The organism is Nocardioides panacisoli (assembly GCF_039537325.1).
In the GTDB taxonomy this organism is placed as follows: domain Bacteria; phylum Actinomycetota; class Actinomycetes; order Propionibacteriales; family Nocardioidaceae; genus Nocardioides; species Nocardioides panacisoli.
This window is the reverse complement of sequence record NZ_BAABAH010000005.1, coordinates 185,396-207,207: the sequence shown is the minus strand read 5'-3', so window position 1 is coordinate 207,207 and position 21,812 is coordinate 185,396. Positions and strand designations below refer to the sequence as shown.

Genomic DNA, 21,812 nt, shown 5'->3' with positions numbered 1-21,812 from the left:
CGGCGGGCGGTGCACGTCGGTCGGTGGTCCGCACCCACCGTGGGGACGGTGCGGATAGAGACTTGACCGAGCGAGTGAGGCCTCTACCTTCTGTGCATTACTCAGACGGTGATGCCTCTACCTCCTGTGCAATACCGAAGCGGGGTCGCACCAGCCGGTAGGTAGTCCGGGCTCCTCGCCCTCTGCCGGTCACGATCTTCGCAAGGAAGCCGTGGCGGATCAGAGCCTCGATGCCGCCTTGGGTATAGGCGATGTGTCGCCCTGCCGCGTCCGTACGTCCGACCGCGTCGGCGAGCGACCGCTCTGGGATCGTGACTGCGTCACCATTGCCCGCGAGCCGTGCAAGCTGTCGCGCGACGTGAACACCGCTCGGGGGAACCAGTCCGGAGCCTCCATCAAGCCATTGCGTGTTGGAGTACATGCCGCCGAGAACGGCAGTGAACCAGTCCGCTGCGTAGCCCGTTGGCGCCCTATCCTCGCCGCTCTGAGGGCCACCCATGGCACGCCTCAGGAGGTCGCGTCTCATGCCATCCGTGGTGCCCCCGTAGCGCATCCGGTCGCCGCCACGGTCGATCACCGCGTCATGAGTGAGGATGCGGTGAACGTCCCGAACCGTCCGGGGGCGTTCGTAACCCCGATGCACGACCCCGACCGCGCGCTGGGCATCTGGGTCAATCCGAATGTCGCGGATCTCCCCGGTGGTCTCATCGACCTCTTGCCATTCGATCACTCCACCCCGTCTCTCTGCTCGCAGTTGATCCCTCGGCGAAGTGCCGTCGACTGGCGCCGTCCTGGCGCCCCTGGTCTCTGTCCATCCGAATGAGCTGATCCGTCCTTAGGTACCGGTCCGCGCCTGTCCGGTGGTCGATGCATCTCCAGACCACCTTCCCGGCCTTGGTGCGCTTCCAGTCGGAGAGGACCTCAAGCGACCCGATGCGTTGGCCGGTCCGGTCTCGGTACTGACTCACTCGGGCTGACCGAGAGTGAGCCGATGCGCGAGTTCGTAGGCCTCTACGTCGGCAAGGCGATAGAGCGGCCTCGCTCCGATCTTGGTTACTGCAGGCCCCTTCCCAAGGGACGCCAGGTTGCGGAGCGAGAGCGGGGAGATGTGCCAGCGTTCAGCGAGTTGATCACGGGTCAACAGGATGGTTTCCATAGGTGGCCTCCTTGACGGAGCGGAATTGACCGAGCTGTCTGCTCGGGCATGGATGCAGGACTAAGGGGGCTCTCCTCCCCCTCCGAGAACATGAGAGAGGGAGGAGAGCAATGGGGAGCACGTCTAGGGGCCAACCCAGGTGGAGGACGACGAGAGCGCGCCTAGGTGCTACGCGGGCGCCCGACAAGGGACGCCCTACCCGCGTCCACAAGCCGAAGGCAACTGGCTCGTGGACAGACTTGAGGGGTACCGGGACCTACGAGAATGTCCCTCTCGGTAACAGCCCCTCACCCCCTAAGGGTTTTTCCCATACACGTTTCAGAGGCTTCGGCCCTGAATCACCACAGCCCGTTGCGGCGTCGCTCCCGCTGACGTTCCTCCTCGATGGACTGTCTGATGCGCTCCCGGTCGTACATCACGGGCGGTGGTTCCTGCCGCTCGGCGCGGCCACGGGTCGCGGGGTCCTTGCCGATGTGTCCGCAACTCGTCGTGCGATGGTTGGTCAGGTTGTGTCCGAGCACGAAGGTCACGGCTCCGCAATCGCACTTACACCGGTATCGGGCATGGGTCCCGCCTGACGGCGTGACGTGATCGCCGACGCGCTCGATCACCGTCAAGTGGTCGAAGACCTGCCCGGAGAGATCGGCGCTCCTGGAGCCCTTCGGGCGCCCTGGGCCCGGTAAATATCGCTGTGTCGCGTGGTCCCACCGATGCGTGTATCTCCCTAGCCGCATCGCCATCCCTGCACCTTCCTTCCTGTAGTTGGGCGCACCGCAGTAGCGCCCAACCCGGTGTCGGTGCGTCATGTCGTGCGCATGTAGTGCTCTCGCATTGGCTCCACTCCGTCGCTAGTGCAGCGCGCGGACTCTATCCCGCCAGGGGGACAAGAGAAGGGCACCGAGGCCCTCGCCGAGGGGCCTTCACCGAGGCTGATTGAAGGCATTCACGGAGTGCTGGGCGGTGACAGGATGGAGCCGTGTTGAACGATGCCAAGCGCGCCGAGAGCCTCCAGCTCGGACTTGCGATCCTCGGCGGCGAACTCGTTGACGAACCCGCTCGCGGAACGCCAGGAGCAAAGCTCCGCGCACTGGACGAAGCACGCGAGCGTGGGGATATCACTCAAGACGAGTTCCGCGATGCGGTCAGGCGCCTGCTGCGCGGTGCGGGAGAACGCTAGGCATCACGCGAGCTGCGGTTAGTAGAGCCGCGCGGGCGCCAACCATCTCCGGAATCGTCGGGCGACTCACGATGCCCTCGGCAGCGAGAGCGATGGCGAGGCCCCCGTCAGCCGTGGTGCCTTCCTCGATGAACAGCCCGTCCTCATCGAGCAACGGCACCCATCCCAACGCTCGCGACACCAGCAGCGAACCGTCGAAGTCGGCTCCATGCAGAGAGCCGGACAGCCACACGTCCGTTTCAGGGTTCGGCAGCAGGAGGAGACCCAGTCCCGCCATCGTGTGGAAGTAGGCCGTGTGAAGGGCGCCGACTTGGCGCCTAGCTACGCCGCTCACAAGGTTGCCTTTCCAGTTAGCGACTCGGCGACGGAGGCGCTCACTAGGTCGCTCGGACGGGCCAGTCGGTCTGACGGGAGGTGCACCCCCGATAGCTCGTCCAACGCCGGGATCAACTCCTCGCCGTTGCCCCGGTCCGCTCGCACGTACACGGTGACCTGTTCTGTGATCGGCACGCCCTTCCGCCCCCTCCCCTTTGGGTACAGGGTCACGACCGCAAGGCGCGCCAGAATGGCGCGCTGTCCGTCTGTATTTAGCTCCCGGAAGCGCTGAACGTTCTCGGCGTTGACCGCTCGGGCGTCGAGGTTCCCGGCTGCGTCTAGCTCCGATAGCTGCTGCTCTACACCCGCCAGTCGTTCGTTGATTCGCTCCGTCGCTGCCTTCAACTGCTCCAGTGAGAGAGCGCCATCTGCGTACGCCGTAGACAGCCCCGTGAGCCTGTCGGAGAGGCGCTGTCGTTCCTCCCATAGTTCGGAGCTGGAGACGCTCTCGGGTGCCGTCAGAACCGCGCCAGGGACGGCAGTGAGTGCGGCCACGGCGAATGCCTCCCTGACCGCGTCATCCGCATCCGCTCGATAGGTGTTGAGGTGCTCATTCGGGCACCGGTACACGCCGACGCGCTCGCTCTTGAGTGCCCGCGTCCCTCCGGTCACGGGTTCCCGACAGACGCCGCAAAGAGCAATCCCAGACAGAAGGTTGGCGGGCGCACGTCCTGCGCTTCCCCTCGTGTTGCGATCAGCAGAGGTCAGCTTGGCGACAAGGAGAGCGTGAGTTTCCTCCGACAGGATCGGCTCCCATTGCCCCTTGCCGACGATCTCCCCTTTGTACGTCGCGAATCCGGCGTAGCGAGGGTTGAGCAGGACGCTCCTGACCCCCTTGTGAGTCCAGCCATTCACTCCCTGGCTGTTGCGAGGTGTCGTCACGCCCTCGGCGTTCCAGCGCCGTGCGATCTCCCGGAGACTGACGCCATTCAGCACGTCCTCTGCTGCCTTCCGAAGGTGGTCAGCCTGCTCCTCGATCACCTCTCCACCGAGGGTGTAGCCGAGGGCTGCCCAGCCGCTTCGCCAAGGCAGCCCCTCTGCCGCTCGGGACTCGTTCGCCCTGCGCTGACGGGCGCCCTTGCGTTCCACCTCGGCGCGCGCCACCGCCGCGAGGATGCGCGCCACCATGCGACCCGTGTCCCCGGTCAGATCAATGTCTCCGGTGACCGTCGCGACCCCGACGTCATTGCCCTCGGCCAGAAGGATCAGGCGCTCAAGGTCGAGCATGTTGCGAGTCATCCGGTCGAGATGCCAGGCAACAATCACGTCCACCTGCCCCGCGTCGACCATGGCAAGCACCCGCTCCCAAGCGGGGCGCTCCTTCACGCCATAAGCGCTGATCCCCTGGTCGATCTCCTCGGCGACGACGTTCCACCGCTTGAGCCGCGCAAGTGCGCGACAATCCTCTAGCTGGCGCTCCGTCGAGCTAGCGCCCTCGGCGCCGCTGTCGTCACGTGAAACACGGCAGTAGATGACGGCTCGGGCTCCATCGCCGTAGCGCTGCTTGGTTCCCATCACACATTGAGCCTAAAGCCCCTTGTGGGAACAAGGCGAAGACGACGGTGACGGGCAGGACCAGGAAGACGACCGGGACCATCATCAGGATCTCCTTGCGCGAGGCGTCCTCGATCAGCTCGCGACGGCCGGCCTCGCGCACGTCCGCTGCCTGCGCATGGAGCACGTCGGCCAGGGGCGTGCCGCGCTCGACGGCGACCGCGACGCCGTGGGCGAACCGGGCGACGACCGGTACGCCGGTGGTGGCGGCGAGCCTGTCGAAGGCGTCCGCCACCGGCTCCCCTGTCCGGATCGCGGCGAGCACGTCGGCCAGCTCACCGGACAGCTCACCGCCGCTGCGGCGGACGACCCGGGCGAGCGCGGCCACCGGCCCCTCGCCGGCGGCGACGGCGAGGGCGAGCAGCTCGGCGACGGTCGGGAACTCCGCCACGACCGCGCGCTCGCGGCGGCGTACCTGGGCGCTGAGCCGCTGGTCCCGAGCCAGTACGCCGAGCGCGAAGCCGACGCCGCACGTCGCCAGGGCAGCGACCGGGTTCACCGGCCCACGCAGCGAGCCGAGGAGCTGCCAACCCGCGGCCACCGCGAACCCCACGATCCCCCAACGGACCTGCTCGACGCGGAAGTCGTGGACCGTGTGGCCGTCGTGATCGAGGCCGGCGCGGGCCAGCCTCCGCCGTACGGACGCGGCGCCGCCGAGCACCCGCTCGACCACGCGCGCCGCGGCGGCGACGGGCGGACCGAACAGGTCGCGCAGCGGCGACCCGGACGGGCTCGCGCCGGTGCGCCCGGCGCGGGCGGGAGCGATGTCGCGCAGGTAGGGCAGGACACGTGCATCGAGGCTGGGCCGCCGCATTGAGGAGACGCGGGCCAGCACCACGAGCAGACCGAGCGCGGCCGCCCCGGCCAGCAGCCCGCCGAGCACCGGTCCCCCGACGCCGGTCATGCGAGGATCCGCCGCTCGTCGGGAAGTCGGCCGAGCCGCATCATCAGGCGGTAGGCGACGACGCAGACGCCGCCGCCGACCGCGAGGATCACGGCGCCGGTGGCGGACCGGTACCGCGTGATCACCTCCGACTGCAGCGACATCAGCAGCAGCACCAGCCACGGCGCGGAGACCGCGAGCCGGGCGCCGTTGACCGCCCACGACTGCCGCGCCTCGAGCTCGGCGCGGGTGCGCTGCTCGTCGCGGAGGTAGCTCGACAGGTTGCGCAGCAGCCGACCGAGCTCGCCACCACCGACCTCGCGCGCGACCCGCAGGCCCTCGACGACGCGGTCCCCGACCGGATCCGCGAGCCGGCCCTTCAGCCGGTCGAGGCAGTCGCCGAACCGGCCCGAGACCTGGTAGTCGAGCGCGAACGCGTCGAACGCGGGCCGCAGCGCCTCCGGCCCGCGCTCACCCAGTGCGGCCACCGCGTCAGGCAGGGACATCCCGGCGCGAACGGCCGACGCCAGGTCGTCGACCGCCTCCGGCCACACCTCGGCGTGGTCACGTCGCCGCCGACGGACCCGGCCGCGGACGACGGCGACCGGCAGCCGCGCGGCGAGGCCACTCAGCACGACCGCGACCGGCGCGGTCCGGGTGACGCCGAGCGCGACGACGAGGACGACGGCGCCCGACACGATGCACGCGAGCAGCAGCACCCGGGGTGTCGTGCTCGCCATGCCCGCTTCCGCGAGCAGCCGCTCCCACGGGCCGGCCGGACGCGGCGCCCGCTCGGCACCACGCGGCCACGCGAAGGCAGACCACGCCAGCAGCAGGCCGACGCCCACACCGAGCCCGACGAGCGCCCCCATCAGGCCGCCTCGTGCAGCAGCCGGCCTACGTCGATCCCGACCCGCTCGAAGCTGGTGACCCTCGGCGGCATCCCGATCCCGCGACGCAGCGCGCCGTCGCGGGTCTCGAAGACCGGCTCGGTCTCGATCACCTCGCCCTCGATCCGCCCCGGCACGGCCACGACCTCCGTGACCCGCCGCGCGCCGCGCGGGTCGACGGCCAGGTGCACGACGAGGTCGACGCTCGCCGCGACGGTGGGCACCACGAAGCGAGCCGAGATGTTCTCGCCAGCAAGGAGGGGGAGCGTGCACACCTTGGTCAGCGCCTCCCGAGCGCTGTTGGCGTGCAGGGTGCACATCCCCGGGAGCCCGGAGTTGAGGGCCAGCAGCAGGTCGAGGCACTCCTCGGCCCGCACCTCCCCCACGATCAGCCTGCTGGGCCGCATCCGGAGCGACTCCTTCACGAGGTCGCGCAACCGGATCTCGCCGGTGCCCTCGAGACCGACCTGCCGGGTCTGCATCGCCACCCAGTCCGGGTGGGCGAACCGGATCTCGAAGACCTCCTCGGCGCTCACCACCCGCTCCCCACCGGGGATCGCGGCCGCCAGGCAGTTGAGCATCGTCGTCTTCCCGGCCTGCGTACCGCCGCAGACCAAGATGTTGAGGCCCGCTCGCACCGACGCCTCGAGGAACAGCGCGGTCGACGGGGTCAGCGTCCCGAGGTCGACCAGGTCGGCGAGCCGGGTGGCCCGCACGACGAACTTGCGGATGTTCACCGCCGAGAAGCCGCGGCTGATGCCCTCCAGCACCACGTGCAGGCGGTGGCCCTGCGGGAGCATCGCGTCGACGAAGGGCCGGCTCAGGTCGATCCGCCGCCCGGTCGTCTTCAGCATCCGCTCGACCAGCTCGGTCACCTGCGCCTCGTCGAGCACCAGGTTGGTCAGCTCGTGCCGGCCGTTGCGGGCCACGAAGACGCGGTCCGGGGCGTTGATCCACACCTCCTCGACGGTGGGGTCCTCCAGGAACGGCTGCAACGGCCCGAACCCGGCGACCCGGGCGACCAGCTCGGTGACGGCGGCGTCGACGTCACCGACCGGCGCGACCACCCCGGTGAGGCTGCGCTCGTCGTGCTCGCGGACCAGCTGCTCAGCCAGCCGGCGTACGGCCACCGCCTCCCGCTGCGGGTCGATGCCCTGCCGCCGCACGGCAGAGCGCAGCGCCTCGTCGAGCCCGCCGACGACGTCGGCCGGGGTCTGCTGCGCCAGGGTCATGAGGTCTCCCGAGAGGAGGTGAAGCGACCCTCGAACGCTAGGCGCGGCGGCGGTCCCGGCGCGACGACCAGATCCGCGGCTGTGGATAACCGACCGCGGCCTGCTGCGACGGGTGCGCCGGGCCCAAAGACCCTTGCCGCGCCGGCGAGGCACGTGATGAGGTTTGCCCGTGGCGGGCGCCACGGGAGGTGGAGCCCGCCGATCACTACGGGAGGGAAACCCTTATGTCATTGCGTCCTCGCGCGCGCTTGCGCGCCGCAGCTGCGGGCAGCATCGTCGCACTCGCAGCCGGATCGGCCGTCGTCATGGGTACGGCGCAGCCGGCCGCGGCGGCTTCACTCAACTTCGACTGCAACGTGCTGGGCAACCCTCAGACGTTTCCTGTCGACATCACCAGCTCGGCGCCGGCCCAGCTGCCCACCGGCTCGTCCACCACACCCGATCTCACCACGGTGGTGACCATCCCTGCGGGACTCGCGGACGCCCTGCGCGGCCTCCTCCAGGCCTCGTCGTTCTCCGGCGTCATCCACTCGACGACCCTCGTCAACGACGTGCCCCAGGCTGCCGACCTGACGGTGCCGCAGACCGGTGCGGGTGCACCGGGCACCGCGATCCCGTTGACCGCGACGGGATCACTCGCACCGATCACTGCCGGCAACCCGGGAGACGTGACCACCCTGGCCGCTGGAGCTCAGGACGTCGTCATGACGCTCGTCACTCCGGGTGGCGACCAGCCGCTCGAGGTGCTGTGCACCCCTGGCGCCGACCAGGACCTCACGTTCGGCACCATCACCTCGGTGAAGGACGGCTCGAAGACCGCGGCCAAGGCGGCCTACAGCGCCAAGCACCACGCGGTGGCCAGCAGCGCCAAGGTCACCTCCGCGCACGGCATCGTGCCGGCGTCCGGCAAGGTGAAGTTCGTGCTCAAGCGCGGCTCCACGGCCGTCGGATCGGTCACCGAGGCGCTGAACGACTCCGGCAAGGCGACCGCCGCCTTCACCGGCGTCCGGAAGTCGGGCTCCTACACCGTCGTCGCGAGCTACAAGGGCTCCGACCTGCTGAAGGGCTCGAAGGACTCCGCGGGGTTCACCGTCCACTGACCGTCGGACGCTTCGCCTCTCGCGACTCCCCGGCCACCTGCGGTGGCCGGGGAGTCGTGCGTCAGGGGGCCGGGACGGCCACCGGGACCAGGCGGACCGGTGCCGCGCGGCCCTTGACCCGCAGCTCGAACTGCTCGCCACGCGCGATCGTGGGCTCGAGGTCGAGGGAGTGCTCCGCGAGCACGGGCGGGAGGCCGTCGCGCCCCGCCAGCGAGGAGATCCGGAAGGCCAGGTTGATGGCGTCGCCGTGCAGGACGAAGCGCCCCGGAGACGGACGGCTCGCCGAGATCATGCCCGCCGTGACCCCCCAGCCGATCCGGAGCAGCGACCCGTCGGGGTAGCGGAGCGGAAGGCCCGGCACCATCGCCTCGACAGCGATCTGGCAGGCCAGCGCCGCGCGGACGGCGTCGGAGGCCGAGGACCCGTCCCAGGTCGCGAAGACCGCGTCGCCCGCGTAGGAGTTCACGACGCCGCCGTGGTCGACGATCCGCGAGCGCAGCCCGGCGAACACCTCGGACAGGCACTCGGCGACGACGTGAGGGTCGTTGGCCTCGCTGAGTCCCGTGTAGCCCACGACGTCGCCCACGAGCACGACCATCGGTGCGGACTGGCCCTCGCGGAGCGTCTCGGTCCCCTCCTCGACCTCGACCGGCGCGAGCACGCGCACCCCGAGATCGGTGCGGCCCACCGTGACCGTGTCCCCGTCCGAGAGCGGCACCCGCTCGCCGCTCTCGATCCGGCGGCCGTTCACGCGGGTGCCGTTGGTGCTGTGGTCGACAAGGTGGACGCGGCCACCCTCGATCACCACGTGCGCGTGGTCGCGCGACACCCCGCCGTCGTCGATGAGGATCCGGTCCTCGGGAGGCACGCCGGCACAGACCCTGCCGAGGTGAAGGCGGCCGCGCACGCGCACCGGACGCTCGCCGGACCGACCTGGGTCGATCACCAGCCAAGCCTCTGACATCGGCACTACCCTACGGTCCGGGGAGTCCTCCTGGGGGTCACATTGGACGATCTCGAACGGCTGCGCGGGGCGCTGCCGTCCTACGACGTCGGCGAGGTGCTGGGCCGGGGCGCGTGGGGCGTCGTGGTGGCGGGCCGCCACCGTCAGCTCGGCCGGGCCGTCGCGATCAAGGTCCTGCCGCTCGGCATGACCCGGGACCCCGGCGTCCGGCAGCGCTTCGAGCGGGAGGCGAAGACCCTCGCCTCGCTCGACCACCCCCATGTGGTGCGCGTCTACGACTACGTCGAGCAGGACGAGGTCTGCGCGCTGATCATGGAGCAGCTGACCGGCGGCAGCCTGGGCGACCGGATGCGCCTGGCGCGGCTCTCGCCGCAGACCGCCTCGGCGCTGGAGGTCGCCGCCCTGCACGGCCTCGAGCACGCGCACCAGCAAGGTGTCCTGCACCGCGACATCAAGCCGGAGAACATCATGTTCACCCGCGACGGCTGGCTGAAGATCACCGACTTCGGCATCGCGACGGTGCTCGGCGACCAGGCCGAGCGGCTGACCGCGACCGGCACGGTGCTCGGCACGCCGGCCTACATGGCTCCCGAGCAGCTCGACGAGTCGCAGCCGGTGACCAGCGCCTCGGACGTCTGGGCGAGCGGCGCCGTCTACTACGAGATGCTCGCCGGCGACGCGCCGTACGCCCGGCGCGCGACGCTGCAGGCCACCCTGCTGGCCCGGCTGAACGAGGACCCCCGCCCCCTGCGTGAGCTCGACCCCGACGTCCCCACCGAGGTCGCCGAGGCGGCGATGCGCGCGATCGCGCGCGACCCGGCCGACCGCTGGACGAGCGCCGGCGAGTTCGCCGAGGAGCTCGAGCGCCGCGGCTCGGGACTCTGGGGCGCCGACTGGCTTTGCGCGACCGGCACGCCGGTGGCGCGCACGGAACGCGCCGCCTCGGCCGACGCGACCGGGGCCCTGACCTCGGCGGCCCCGGCGACGGCGCTGCCGCGAGCGATCCCGCCCGCGGTGCCCCGGCGCGGCTCGCGGCGGCGCTGGCTGGTGCCCGCGGCCGCCGCCACCGCAGTGGTCCTGATCGCCGGCGGAGTGGCGCTGCTGGCAAAGGGTGACGACGAGCCCGCGCACGCTGGTTCGGGCGGCAGCGAGCACGGCCTTGCCCCCGCGGGCTGGCCGGACCGGCTGCAGATCGGAGTCGGTCTGCCGGCCGACCTGACGGCCGACATCCCGTCCCACTTCGGCAAAGGTGTCCCGGCGGTCATCGGCTTCAGCGGCGACCCGCTGACGTCGGACGTGTGGAGCGCAGGCGGGGGGCAACCGGCGGTCACCCAGGTTCGCCAGGCGGAGGTGGGCGGCGTGCCGCCGACGGGCTACGCGTACATCCAGCGGCTCGTCGGACAGGGCGCCGGGAACGACGCGGACGCCGACGGGACGCTGCGGATCCTCAAGGATCCGCGGCTGATGCGGGCCTACTGGGAGAACATCAAGCTGCTGCTCACCCAGCTCGGCAGCCTGGACGAGCCGATCGACCTGGTCGTCGAGAGCTCGGTGGCCAGCAACATCGCCGCGGCCTACCCGGACGCGACCCAGGTGCGCGCTGTCGTCGGGTCCTCCGGCGTCCCCGACCTGGACGGCCTGCCCGACACGTTCGCCGGGTGGACCCAGGCGTGGGTGCGGCTGCGGGACCAGCTGGCGCCGCAGGTGCAGCTCGGCATGGACGTGGAGTCGTGGGGCTACGGCGACTTCCTGATCCCGGTCCGGCCCACGGTCCAGGACATCGACGGCTGGGTCGCGAACTTCAAGCGGTTCTACGCCAGCCTCGGGACGAAGTACGACTTCCTGGACGACACGGTCTCCTACGGCGAGGCGGGTGCGCAGGACGATCCCCAGGAGCAGATGCCGACCCCCAAGGACTTCGACCGGCTGCTGGCCTGGGTGCAGGGCATCAGCACGGCCGCTGGCGCCGGGGTCGTCCTCGACTCGGTGCCCACCGGCAACACGGTCTACCGGACGGTGAACAACACGCCGTACCACTACCAGGACGGCTACGTGGAGTGGCTGCTCGGCGACGACGACTACGCCCACCTCCAGGCCTTCCGCGACGCCGGCCTGATCGGGATCGTCTTCGGCACCGCAGGCGACCCCGCAGCCGAGACCTGCCCGTGCGACGCAGCGGACGACGGCGTCACGAACCCGCCCGGGACCGGCAGGGAGGCCGACTCGAGCGACGACGACGGCGGCTACCTCCAGGAACAGGTGCGCCGCTACCTCGACGGCGGCGGCATGCCGCTGTGAGGCGGCGTCAGAGCCGCCGGCGTACGGCGTCGCGCAGCGCCTGCTCGGGGTCGGAACCCGAGGCGCGCGCCTCGGCGACCAGGGCGAGCAGCCGCTCACCCAGGTCGTCGGAACCGGCGTCGGGGACGACGTCGTCGCCGGACCGCGCCAGCCGGTCGAGCACCTTGTCGGCGTAGAGCAGAGCGGGGAGCGTGGGCGGGATCCCGTCGTCGGGCCGGCTGCGACCGGACTTCTCCTCCGCCTTGATCTGCTGCCAGAGGTCGTTGACGTCGTCGGCAGTCAGGTCCCGCGTCGGGGTCTCCTGACGGTCGCCGGGGCGACCTCCTCGACCACCGTCCGGGGGGAACACGTGCGGGTTGCGGCGGCGCATCTTCTCGGTGATGCCCCTGGCGACGTCCTCGAGCGTGAACGCGCCCGTCTCCTCGGCGATCACGGCGTGGAAGACGATCTGCAGCAGCAGGTCACCGAGCTCCTCACCGAGGTGCTTCATGTCGCCGGCGTCGATCGCCTCGAGGGTCTCGTGGGTCTCCTCGAGCAGGTAGCGCGCGAGCGACCGGTGCGTCTGCCCCTGCTTCCAGGGGCACTCGGCCCGCAGCCGCCGCATGACGGCAACGAATTCCGCGACCGCGTCGGACACGGCTCGAGCCCCGGCTCAGCCCTGCGGGACGGGGATCGGCGGCACGCTCGGCGAGGCGCCCGGCTGCGGCTTGGTGCCGCAGACCTGGCTGTCGGGGAGGGACGCGAGCTGCTCGGTGGTCGGCTGCGCCGCCGAGCCCGCGACCGACTCGTCACTGACCGCGGCCGACAGGTCGTTGCCCGCGTCCGCGAGCCGGTCGTCCTCGACGTTGATGTCGTAGCGCGGGTTGATGGTCACGTCGACCCCGGAGAGGTCGAGGCCCTTCTTGTCGCTCTTCAGCTTCGAGCCGACGGCCTGGAGGTAGCTGATGTCGTCGGCGTAGGCGCCGACCACGTCCTGCTCGTCGTCGCTGAGCTTGTCGAAGCCCGGGATCTGGCTGCGGTCGAACGGCTGGGCGTCGACGCTGATCCCCTGCTGGTCGGCCAGCTGGCGCGCGGCCTGGGCGGTCACCCACTGCGCGATGATGCCCTGCTCGGCGAGGACGCGCGTGGTCGCCTGCGCCTGCGGGTTCTGCTCCTGCGCTGCGCACACGGCGTCGGTGATCTGGTCGGCGTCGCTGACCGACAGCTGCACGTCACCGACCTTCGCCGCAACGCCCGGCTGGGGTCCGTCGGCACCGATGACGGTGCTCCCGCTGCACCCGCTCGCCAGTACGGCGACACCGGCGATCCCGGCCAGGACCAGCTTCCGCGCCACGCTCACTCCTTCGGGTCGATGATGGTGTCGATCACACCGCGCGCCCATTCAAGCAGGGCGATCCCCTCGAGCGGACGCCCGGTCGCCCCCGGTGTGCCGGGGCGTGGTACGAGGATCGACTCGACCTGCTGCTTGACGATCGACTTCGGGTAGAGCCGCTGCAGCCGGATGGTCCGCGACTCGGGAAGCGTGACGGGCGCGAACCGGACGTTCTTGCCGACAGTCGTGACCTCCTTGACCCCCGCCTGCCGCACCCGGGCGCGGAACCGCGCGACCAGCTGCAGCGCGACGACGGGGACGGGCGGTTCGCCGTACCGGTCCTGGAGCTCCTCGGCGATCTCGTCGACGTCGGCGTCGGAGCGGACCTCGGCGAGCCGCTTGTACATCTCCAGCCGGAGCCGCTCGCTCGGGATGTAGTCGTGCGGCAGGTGCGCCTCGACCGGCAGCTCGATCCGGACCTCCTCGAGCTGCTCCGGCGCGCCACCGTCACTTCGGAAGTCGCGGACCGCCTCGCCCACCAGCCGGACGTAGAGGTCGAAGCCCACGTCGGCGATGTGCCCGGACTGCTCGCCGCCGAGCAGGTTGCCGGCGCCGCGGATCTCGAGGTCCTTCATCGCGATCGCCATGCCGCCGCCGAGGTCGGAGTGCTGCGCGAGCGTGGCCAGCCGCTCGTGGGCCGTCTCGGTGAGCGGCTTCTCCGCGGGGTAGAGGAAGTAGGCGTAGGCGCGCTCGCGGCTGCGGCCGACCCGGCCGCGCAGCTGGTGCAGCTGGGAGAGGCCGAGGGTGTCCGCGCGCTCGATGATCATCGTGTTGGCGTTGGAGACGTCGAGGCCGGACTCCACGATCGTGGTGCAGACGAGGACGTCGAAGCGCTTCTCCCAGAACTCGAGCATGACCTGCTCGAGCTGGTGCTCCGCCATCTGGCCGTGCGCCGTGGCGACCCGCGCCTCGGGCACCAGCTCGCGGAGACGGGCGGCGGCCTTCTCGATCGACTGCACCCGGTTGTGGATGTAGAACACCTGGCCGTCGCGCAGGAGCTCGCGGCGCAGGGCGGCCACGACCTGCCGGTCCTCGTAGGCGCCGACGTAGGTCAGCACCGGGTGGCGTTCCTCGGGGGGCGTGGTGATGGTCGACATCTCGCGGATGCCGGTGATCGCCATCTCCAGGGTCCGCGGGATCGGCGTCGCACTCATCGACAGCACGTCGACCGATGTGCGCAGGCGCTTCATCGCCTCCTTGTGCTCGACGCCGAACCGCTGCTCCTCGTCGACGATGATCAGCCCGAGGTCCTTGAACTTCACGTCCGCGTTGAACAGCCGGTGCGTCCCGACGACGACGTCCACGGTCCCGTCCGCGAGGCCGGCCATCACCTCGGTCGCCTCCTTGTCGGTCTGGAACCGGCTGAGGCCGTTGAGCACCACCGGGAACCCGCTCATCCGCTCGGTGAACGTGGACAGGTGCTGGCTCACGAGCAGCGTGGTCGGCACCAGCACGGCGACCTGCTTGCCGTCCTGCACCGCCTTGAACGCGGCGCGCACGGCGATCTCGGTCTTGCCGTAGCCCACGTCGCCGCAGATCAGCCGGTCCATCGGGACCGTGCGCTCCATGTCGCGCTTGACCTCGTCGACGGTGGTCAGCTGGTCGGGTGTCTCGTGGAAGGGGAACGCGTCCTCGAGCTCGCGCTGCCACGGGCTGTCCGGGCCGAAGGCGTGGCCCCGGGTGGCCTGGCGGGCGGCGTACAGCTTGATCAGCTCGGCCGCGATCTCGCGCACCGCCTTGCGGGCGCGGTTCTTCCGCTTCGTCCAGTCCGCACCGCCGAGGCGGTCGAGGCTGGGTTGCTCGCCGCCCACGTAGCGGGTCACCTGGTCGAGCGCGTCCGCGGGCACGTAGAGCCGGTCCGCCGGGGCGCCGCGCTTCGAGGCGCCGTACTCCAGCACCAGGTAGTCGCGGGTCGCCCCGTGCACCTCGCGCTGCCTCATCTCCACGAACCGGCCCACGCCGTGCTGCTCGTGGACCACGTAGTCGCCGGGCTTGAGCTCGAGCGGGTCGATCTGCCGCTTCCGGCGGGTCGGCATCGCGCGCATGTCCCGCGTCGAGGCCTTCTGGCCGACGATGTCCTCCCCGGTGAGGACGACGAGCCGGCGGTCCGCGTCGATGATGCCGTGCGCGATCGCTCCGCAGGTGACGGTGACGACCGCGGGGTCCGGTACGTCGCCCGCGGGCACGGCCTCCGCGAGTCGCGCCGGGAGGTCGTGCTCGCCGAGCGCCTCCACCATCCGCTCCGCCGGGCCGTGGCCGGCGTGCACCACTACGACGGTGAACCCGTCGTTGTGCCATTTCGCGATGTCGCCGATCGCCCGCTCGACGTCGCCGCGGTACAACGGCGCAGGATGCACCCTGGTAGCGGTGGTCGAGTAGCCGTCGCGAGGGACGAGCGACGGCGTATCGAGACCCTCGTCGAGACCGAACGGGCTGAACGTCCACCAGGACTGACCGCGCTCGAGTGCGTGCGCGCGGACGTCGCCGAGCTCCTGGTAGGACGCGGCCTGCAGGTCGATCGGCGCGGTCCCGCCGCTGGCGGCAGCCGCCCAGGAGGCGCCGAGGAACTCCTCGGAGGTCGCGACCAGGTCGTGCGCGCGGGCGCGGGCACGCTCGGGGTCCACGACGAGGATCTGGGTGTCGTCGGCGAGCAGGTCGACGAGCAGCTCCAGCTCGTCGACCAGCGCCGGGATCAGGGCCTCCATGCCCTCGAGCGCGATGCCCTCGCTGAGCTTGTCGGTGATCTCGAGCAGCTCGGGATGCGCACGCCCGAGCTCGGCGGCGCGTCGGCGTACGTCCTCGGTGAGCAGCAGCTCGCGGCACGGCGGCGCCCAGAGCCGATCGAGCTTGGCGATGGTCCGCTGGTCGGCGACGGCGAACGAGCGGATCTCCTCGATGTCCTCGCCCCAGAACTCGACGCGGACCGGGTGCTCCTCGGTCGGCGGGAACACGTCGACGATCCCGCCGCGGACGGCGAACTCGCCGCGCTTCTCGACCAGGTCGACCCGGGTGTACGCCGCGTCGACCAGCCCGGCGACGACCACCTCCAGGTCCGCCTGCGCGCCGACCTTCAGCTCGACCGGGACCAGGTCGCCCAGGCCCTTGACCTGGGGCTGCAGCACCGACCGCACGGGCGCGACGACCACGGACAGCGGGCCGGTCCCGGGGGCGTCGCCGGGGTGGCAGAGCCTCCGGAGGACGGCCAGCCGCCGTCCGACGGTGTCGCTGCGGGGGCTCAGCCGCTCGTGCGGGAGCGTCTCCCAGCTCGGGAAGTAGCCGACCGTCTCCGGGTCGAGGAAGTCGCCGAGCTCGGTGACCAGCTGCTCGGCATCGCGCGTCGTGGCGGTGACGACGAGCACGGGGCGCCCGGTCCCCGCCAGCCCGGCGACCACGAACGGCCGCAGCGGCTCGGGGCCGGTCAGGTCGTGGGTCGGCAGCCGGCTGCTCCGCGCATCGGCCATCGCCGTCGCGAGGGCCGGATCAGCAAGGACCAGGTCGGCGAGTCCGGCGAGCGTCACGTTGTCCGAGGCTATCCGGCGGTGTCGACAGGGTCGCAGCCGCACGCCTTTATGTACGTACATCAAGCCTGATGTACGTACATAAAGGACGGCGGGCGCCCCGTTCCACCGAAAGACCTGTTGCGAGGGGGGCACCCGTGGTTAGAGTCCGACAGCGGCCCCCCTCTCCACCTCCTTCCGGGTCGCGACTCACTCGCCGTTCCCAGGGAGGGACACATGAGCCGAGCAGCCGTCGGACGACGGATCACCCACTTCGCCCCCGCACTCGCCGCCACCGCGCTGGCACTCGGGTTCCTGACGGCAGCGGGGCCGTCCGACGGAAGCCCGCCGACGGCCCAGGCCGCCGGTCGCGCGGCCGACGACCGCGGCGCGGAGCACCACGGCAACTACGACGCCCGCATCCTGCACGGCGACGCGCTCGCGCACGCCCAGGTCCGGCAGGTCCGGGCCAACGGCAAGGCCGTGCACCGGCTGGCCGTCGGCCTCGGCGGCGGCGCCCGGATCGAGGTCGACCCGCTCACCGGCACCCCCGACAGCGTGTCGGCCACCGGTCGCACCCTCACCGGGCCGAGCAAGGCGGCTCCCACCAAGATCGCGCTCGGCTACGTGCGCGACCACGCGGCGGCCTTCGGCCTGACCTCGGCGGACCTATCGACGCTGGTCCTCGCCCGCCGCTACACCGACGTCAACAAGATCACCCACCTCTACTGGCAGCAGCGCGTGCAGGGCATCCCCGTGTTCGGCAACGGTCTGCGCGCCCACGTCACCGCCGACGGCCGGCTGCTCTCCGTGCAGGGCGCCCCGGTCTCGGGCCTGAGCCGGCTCGCCTCGAACGCCCCCGACGCGCGGATCAGCAGCTCCACCGCGATCGGCCGGGCGGTCTCCGACGCCCACAGCGCGCGCCCGGCGGTCCAGCCCGGCTCGACCGCCCAGCGGGTGTGGTTCCTGACCGCCGAGGGCCTGCGCCCGGCCTGGACGACGTACACCGAGCCGGACACGGTCGGGGCTTACGCCCACGTCATCGACGCGCGCACCGGCGCCGTCCTCTACCGCCAGTCACTGACCGACTACGAGGGCAAGAACGACCCCTCCGGCGACGCCTACGTCCACGACAACTACCCCGGCGCCAGCGGTGACGACTCCGGCGGCAAGATCCACCACGTCAACCTGATCAAGCTCGGGTTCCTCGACCCGCACGCGACCTACCCGTGGGGCCCGTTCGCCACCGTGTGGCCGGATGTCAACGACAACAACAAGCGCGACGTGCCCGCCGAGGTGACGCACGTCCCGACCTCGCTCAAGCAGGCCAAGGCCTGGAAGCTCAAGCCGTTCAAGACCGCCAAGGGCCAGATCCCCTGCTCGAAGCACTACATGTGCACCTGGAACCCCAAGAAGGCGAAGTCCTGGAAGGTCAACATGAACCAGGACGCGCTCGAGGGGCTCTACCTCTCCGGGCGCTACGCCACCTGGCTCGAGAAGGCGCCGTTCGGCTTCACCAAGGCCAGCGGCAACTTCACCCGCGGTGACGGCGACGCGATCAAGCTCAACGTCCTCGACGGCGCGAACACCGCCGGCGGCTTCCCCGACGGCGACCACGTGAACAACGCGAACTTCTCGACGCCGCAGGACGGCAAGGCGCCGAAGATGCAGATGTACCTCAACGACGACTTCTACCTGGCGGCGAGCTCGACCGACGACTTCCTGACGCTCGGCCACGAGTTCACCCACGGCCTGTCCAACCGCCTGGTCGTCAACTCCGACAACAAGTCGACGCTGCACAGCTACCAGGCGGGCGGCATGGGTGAGGGCTGGAGCGACTTCTACGCCTTCGACTACGTGCTGACCCACCACTACGCCAAGAACGACCCGGCGGTGCCGGGCGAGCTGAGCCTCGACCTCTACCTGGCGAAGAACGAGGTGGTCACCCGGACCGAGGCGATCGACTGCGGCGTCGGCGACGACGTCCCGCGGTGCGACTTCGGCGACCAGGTCGGCGGCTACACCTACGACGCGGTGGGTGACGGCGCGCTGGGCACCGAGGTCCACGACGTCGGAGAGGCCTGGGCCCAGACCCTCTTCGACATCTGGCAGGACCTCGGCCACGAGAAGACGATGGGCCTGGTCACCGAGGGCATGCGGCTCACGGCCGACGACCCCTCGCTGGTCGACGCCCGCGACGGCATCCTCGCCGCCGACGAGGCGATGTACGGCGGCGCCGACACCGATGCCCTCTGGTCGCACTTCGCGGCCCGCGGGCTCGGCTACTACGCCGGATCCGACGGCGGCTCCGACCCGGCGCCGACGGCGGACTTCCACGTGCCGCCGGCCGACACGAGCCAGAAGGGCTCGATCTCGGGCACCGCGACAGACACCGAGGGCAACCCGCTCTCCGGCGTCAGCGTCCACATCTCCGGCCACCCGGAGTGGTCGGCGGTCACGGACGACAACGGCCACTACACGATCAACGACGTGGTGGTCGGCACCTGGCCGAAGGTGACCGCGTCGCGGGCGGGCTACGAGTCGGACGTCGACGCGGTGACCGTGGTCGCCAACACGACGGCGACGTACAACCCGGAGCTGCGTCGTGACTGGGCGTCGGCGAGCGGCGGTGCGAGCATCGCCGACTTCAACGGCCCCGACTACTCCCCGCAGTGCGGTCCGGAGGGCGCCATCGACCTGTCCGCCGGCACCGGCTGGGGCAGCGCGACGCAGAACAGCCAGCAGCCTCTCGGCCCGGACGGCGAGAGCAAGGTCAAGCCGAGGTTCATCGTCATCGACCTGCCGAGCACCATCGACGTGACCGGCTTCGGGGTGAACCCGACCGCGACCTGCGGTGACCCGGGCAGCGCCTCGACGGGCGAGTACAAGATCTACGTCGCGGCGACCCCCGACGGGCCCTGGGGCTCGCCGGTCGCCTCGGGGACCTTCGACGAGAACGACCGCAACAAGCTGGTCGACATCCCGCTCGGGTCGCCGGCCACCGGCGTCGGTGCGATCAAGTACGTCATGGTGAAGCCCCAGGTTCCGGACTGGTCCGGGTGTCCGACGGCCTACGCCGGCTGCCAGTTCATCGACACCACGGAGGTGGCGGCGTACAACGACTGACGCCTCAGATCACGACGGCTGCGACCCACGGGTCGCAGCCGTCGTGCTTTTCGGGACCGGATCGATCAGCCGAAGCGGCCGTTGACGTAGGCGGTGGTGCGCTCGTCCTTTGGGTTCTCGAACATCGCCCGGGTGTCGCCGTGCTCGACGATGACGCCGGGGGTGCCGAGGGAGGCGAGGAAGAACGCGCACTGGTCGGAGACCCGGGCGGCCTGCTGCATGTTGTGGGTGACGATGACGATCGTCACCTCGCGGGCGAGGTCGACCATGGTCTCCTCGATCACCCGGGTGGACGTGGGGTCCAGGGCGGAGCAGGGCTCGTCCATGAGCAGCACGCGCGGCTTGATCGCCAGCGACCGGGCGATGCACAGCCGCTGCTGCTGACCGCCGGACAGGCCGCCGCCCGGGGCATCGAGCCGGTCCTTGACCTCGTCCCAGAGGCCGCCCTTGGTGAGGCACTCCTCGACGAGGAGTTCCTTGTCGGGCTTGCGCAGCTTGGTGCCGGTCAGCTTGAGTCCGGCGAGGACGTTCTCGCGGATGGACATCGCCGGGAAGGGGTTCGGCTTCTGGAAGACCATGCCGATCGACCGCCGGGCGGCGGCGTGCTTGACTCCGCCGGAGTCGAAGCCCGCCTTCGGCTCGACGCCGGACATGTCGTGGGTGAAGAAGTTGGCATGGGTCAGCGGTCGCCGGCCGCGCAGGAACACGAAGACGACCGTCGAGACGACGGCGAGGCCGACGAGCAGCGCGCCGCCGGTGATGATCGTGGCCGCGACCCGGTCCTTGACCTCGACCCAGGTCCCGGTCATCGCTGTCAGCAGCGCGGTCATCAGCACACCGGTGACGAACAGGACGATGACGAACCACGGCAACCCGCGCATCGGCAGGAAGCGCTGGGTGATCAGCCAGCTCAGCCCGAGCGCGGACACCCAGGCGCCGAGCCGGACGAAGACGTCGTCGGCGTTCGGCGCGCCGAGCGTCGTACGCGGCCGGGGCGGTGGGGCCGAGTCGTCGCGGACCGGCAGGAAGGTCCGCGGCTCGGCCGTCTCGAGGCGCGGGGTCCCGGTCACGGGCGGCGGCAGGGTCTCGGCACTCATGTCAGGCGTCCGCGTCCGCGCCGCTACGGCTGCGGTTGACGACCACCGCTGCGAGCGTGTTGACGGCCAGCGTGATCATGAACAGCACGAAGCCGGCGGCCAGCAGAGCGGAGAGCTGGGAGGGCGAGGCGTCACCGAACTGGATCGCGATCAGCGCGCTCACCGAGTTGGCGCCGATCTCGAGGATGTTCCACTTGACCTGGAACGCCGGCGAGATGATCAGGACGACGGCGATCGTCTCGCCGAGCGCGCGGCCCAGGCCGAGCATGGTGCCGCCGATGATGCCGCCACGGCCGAACGGCAGCACGACGGACCGGATGACACCCCACTTGGTCGCCCCGAGCGCGAGCGCTGCCTCCCGCTCCCCCGGCGGGGTCTGCGAGAAGACCTGCCGCATCACGGCACACCCCATCGGGAGCACCATCATCGCGACGGCGATGCCGGCGCAGAACGCGCTCGAGACGTAACGGGTGGAGTCCCACACCGGCGAATGCGGATCGGTGTTGCGCACTTGGAAGAACGGCACCCACCCGAAGTGGCGTTGCAGCCAGTACGCGAGGGCGGAGGCGTGGGGCATGATCAGGAAGAAGCCCCACAGGCCCCAGACGATCGACGGGATCGCGGCCATCAGGTCGACCATCGAGACGAGCAGGCCCTTGATCCGGGCAGGTGCGTACTCGCTGATGTACAGCGCGGTCAGCAGCGACAGCGGGAACGCGAACGTCATCGCCACCAGGGCGATCGAGACCGTCCCCACGAGGACACCGGCGATGCCGATGACGTCCTGGTCCGGCTCCCACCGCTCTCCGGTGAAGAATCCCAGGCCGTAGCGATGGATCGTCGGCACCGCCTGCCACGCGAGGAAGACGCCCACCCCGCCGGTGATGACGAGCACCGACGCACCGATCGTGCGCACGACGTTGACGAACACAGCGTCCCCACCGGTCGCCCGTCGGGAGATCCGCCGCGGAGCCGCTTCGGGCGCGCTCGGATCAACCACTGGCAGCGTCGTCACTCGTTGTCCCCCTGCTGCTGCCGCCCGAGCGCGACACGAACTGGACCGGGCAGGAATAGCCCGGCCGAGCAGCACT

The 21,812-nt window shown here is 70.7% G+C and carries 16 protein-coding genes and 1 pseudogene; 4 read left to right on the top strand and 13 right to left on the bottom strand.

Annotated features, from left to right (window positions below):
- Positions 1 to 97: 97 nt before the first annotated feature.
- The 3 genes from ABD709_RS09900 to ABD709_RS09890 form a co-directional block, all read right to left on the bottom strand.
- Entirely contained in the window at positions 98 to 730 is a 633-nt protein-coding gene (locus ABD709_RS09900) for a hypothetical protein (protein ID WP_344774826.1), read from the bottom strand.
- Between the two features lie 234 nt (positions 731 to 964).
- Positions 965 to 1,156: a helix-turn-helix transcriptional regulator gene (locus ABD709_RS09895; RefSeq protein ID WP_344774824.1), complete on the bottom strand. Its 192-nt coding sequence runs from the start codon at positions 1,154 to 1,156 to the stop codon at positions 965 to 967.
- A 338-nt stretch (positions 1,157 to 1,494) separates the two neighbouring features.
- Positions 1,495 to 1,686: a hypothetical protein gene (locus tag ABD709_RS09890; protein ID WP_344774822.1), complete on the bottom strand. Its 192-nt coding sequence runs from the start codon at positions 1,684 to 1,686 to the stop codon at positions 1,495 to 1,497.
- A gap of 446 nt (positions 1,687 to 2,132) precedes the next feature.
- On the opposite strand from ABD709_RS09890, the gene ABD709_RS09885 reads away from it, so the two are divergent.
- Complete coding sequence (locus ABD709_RS09885; protein ID WP_344774820.1) at positions 2,133 to 2,333, top strand: SHOCT domain-containing protein; 201 nt, start codon at positions 2,133 to 2,135, stop codon at positions 2,331 to 2,333.
- A 330-nt stretch (positions 2,334 to 2,663) separates the two neighbouring features.
- Here ABD709_RS09885 and ABD709_RS09880 read toward each other — a convergent pair whose 3' ends face one another.
- From ABD709_RS09880 to ABD709_RS09865, 4 genes are read right to left on the bottom strand one after another with little or no spacing between them, the layout of a single operon-like run.
- The gene (locus ABD709_RS09880; RefSeq protein ID WP_344774916.1) at positions 2,664 to 4,223 is read right to left on the bottom strand and encodes a recombinase family protein; all 1,560 of its coding nucleotides are present in this window, start codon (positions 4,221 to 4,223) and stop codon (positions 2,664 to 2,666) included.
- Positions 4,159 to 5,166 (bottom strand): type II secretion system F family protein, encoded by a 1,008-nt coding sequence (locus tag ABD709_RS09875; protein WP_344774818.1) that lies wholly within the window; start codon positions 5,164 to 5,166, stop codon positions 4,159 to 4,161. The genes ABD709_RS09880 and ABD709_RS09875 overlap by 65 nt, the downstream gene beginning before the upstream one ends.
- A complete protein-coding gene (locus ABD709_RS09870; protein ID WP_344774816.1) occupies positions 5,163 to 6,017 on the bottom strand; it encodes a type II secretion system F family protein in 855 nt (284 codons plus the stop codon). The genes ABD709_RS09875 and ABD709_RS09870 overlap by 4 nt, the downstream gene beginning before the upstream one ends.
- On the bottom strand, positions 6,017 to 7,267 hold the full coding sequence (locus ABD709_RS09865; protein ID WP_344774814.1) for a TadA family conjugal transfer-associated ATPase: 1,251 nt from the start codon (positions 7,265 to 7,267) through the stop codon (positions 6,017 to 6,019). The genes ABD709_RS09870 and ABD709_RS09865 overlap by 1 nt, the downstream gene beginning before the upstream one ends.
- A 224-nt stretch (positions 7,268 to 7,491) precedes the next feature.
- On the opposite strand from ABD709_RS09865, the gene ABD709_RS09860 reads away from it, so the two are divergent.
- A complete protein-coding gene (locus tag ABD709_RS09860) occupies positions 7,492 to 8,367 on the top strand; it encodes a hypothetical protein (RefSeq protein WP_344774812.1) in 876 nt (291 codons plus the stop codon).
- A gap of 61 nt (positions 8,368 to 8,428) precedes the next feature.
- Here the strand turns inward: ABD709_RS09860 and ABD709_RS09855 are convergent, their stop codons facing one another.
- Entirely contained in the window at positions 8,429 to 9,331 is a 903-nt protein-coding gene (locus ABD709_RS09855; protein ID WP_344774810.1) for an FHA domain-containing protein, read from the bottom strand.
- A 42-nt stretch (positions 9,332 to 9,373) separates the two neighbouring features.
- Here ABD709_RS09855 and ABD709_RS09850 point away from each other — a divergent pair, with 42 nt between their 5' ends.
- Positions 9,374 to 11,629: a serine/threonine-protein kinase gene (locus tag ABD709_RS09850; protein WP_344774808.1), complete on the top strand. Its 2,256-nt coding sequence runs from the start codon at positions 9,374 to 9,376 to the stop codon at positions 11,627 to 11,629.
- 7 nt (positions 11,630 to 11,636) lie between these two features.
- Here ABD709_RS09850 and ABD709_RS09845 read toward each other — a convergent pair whose 3' ends face one another.
- From ABD709_RS09845 to mfd, 3 genes are read right to left on the bottom strand one after another with little or no spacing between them, the layout of a single operon-like run.
- The gene (locus ABD709_RS09845) at positions 11,637 to 12,233 is read right to left on the bottom strand and encodes a MazG nucleotide pyrophosphohydrolase domain-containing protein (RefSeq protein WP_344774806.1); all 597 of its coding nucleotides are present in this window, start codon (positions 12,231 to 12,233) and stop codon (positions 11,637 to 11,639) included.
- Between the two features lie 48 nt (positions 12,234 to 12,281).
- The gene (locus ABD709_RS09840) at positions 12,282 to 12,962 is read right to left on the bottom strand and encodes a hypothetical protein (RefSeq protein WP_344774804.1); all 681 of its coding nucleotides are present in this window, start codon (positions 12,960 to 12,962) and stop codon (positions 12,282 to 12,284) included.
- Between the two features lie 2 nt (positions 12,963 to 12,964).
- Positions 12,965 to 16,519: a transcription-repair coupling factor gene (gene mfd, locus ABD709_RS09835; protein WP_344774802.1), complete on the bottom strand. Its 3,555-nt coding sequence runs from the start codon at positions 16,517 to 16,519 to the stop codon at positions 12,965 to 12,967.
- Between the two features lie 216 nt (positions 16,520 to 16,735).
- On the opposite strand from mfd, the gene ABD709_RS09830 reads away from it, so the two are divergent.
- On the top strand, positions 16,736 to 19,624 hold the full coding sequence (locus tag ABD709_RS09830; protein WP_344774800.1) for a M36 family metallopeptidase: 2,889 nt from the start codon (positions 16,736 to 16,738) through the stop codon (positions 19,622 to 19,624).
- Positions 19,625 to 19,689: 65 nt separating this feature from the next.
- On the opposite strand, the pseudogene ABD709_RS09825 reads toward ABD709_RS09830, so the two are convergent.
- Positions 19,690 to 20,238: pseudogene (locus tag ABD709_RS09825) on the bottom strand (phosphate ABC transporter ATP-binding protein); the annotation flags it as partial.
- Between the two features lie 484 nt (positions 20,239 to 20,722).
- Positions 20,723 to 21,721: a phosphate ABC transporter permease subunit PstC gene (gene pstC / locus ABD709_RS09820; RefSeq protein WP_344774798.1), complete on the bottom strand. Its 999-nt coding sequence runs from the start codon at positions 21,719 to 21,721 to the stop codon at positions 20,723 to 20,725.
- Between the last annotated feature and the right edge of the window lie 91 nt (positions 21,722 to 21,812).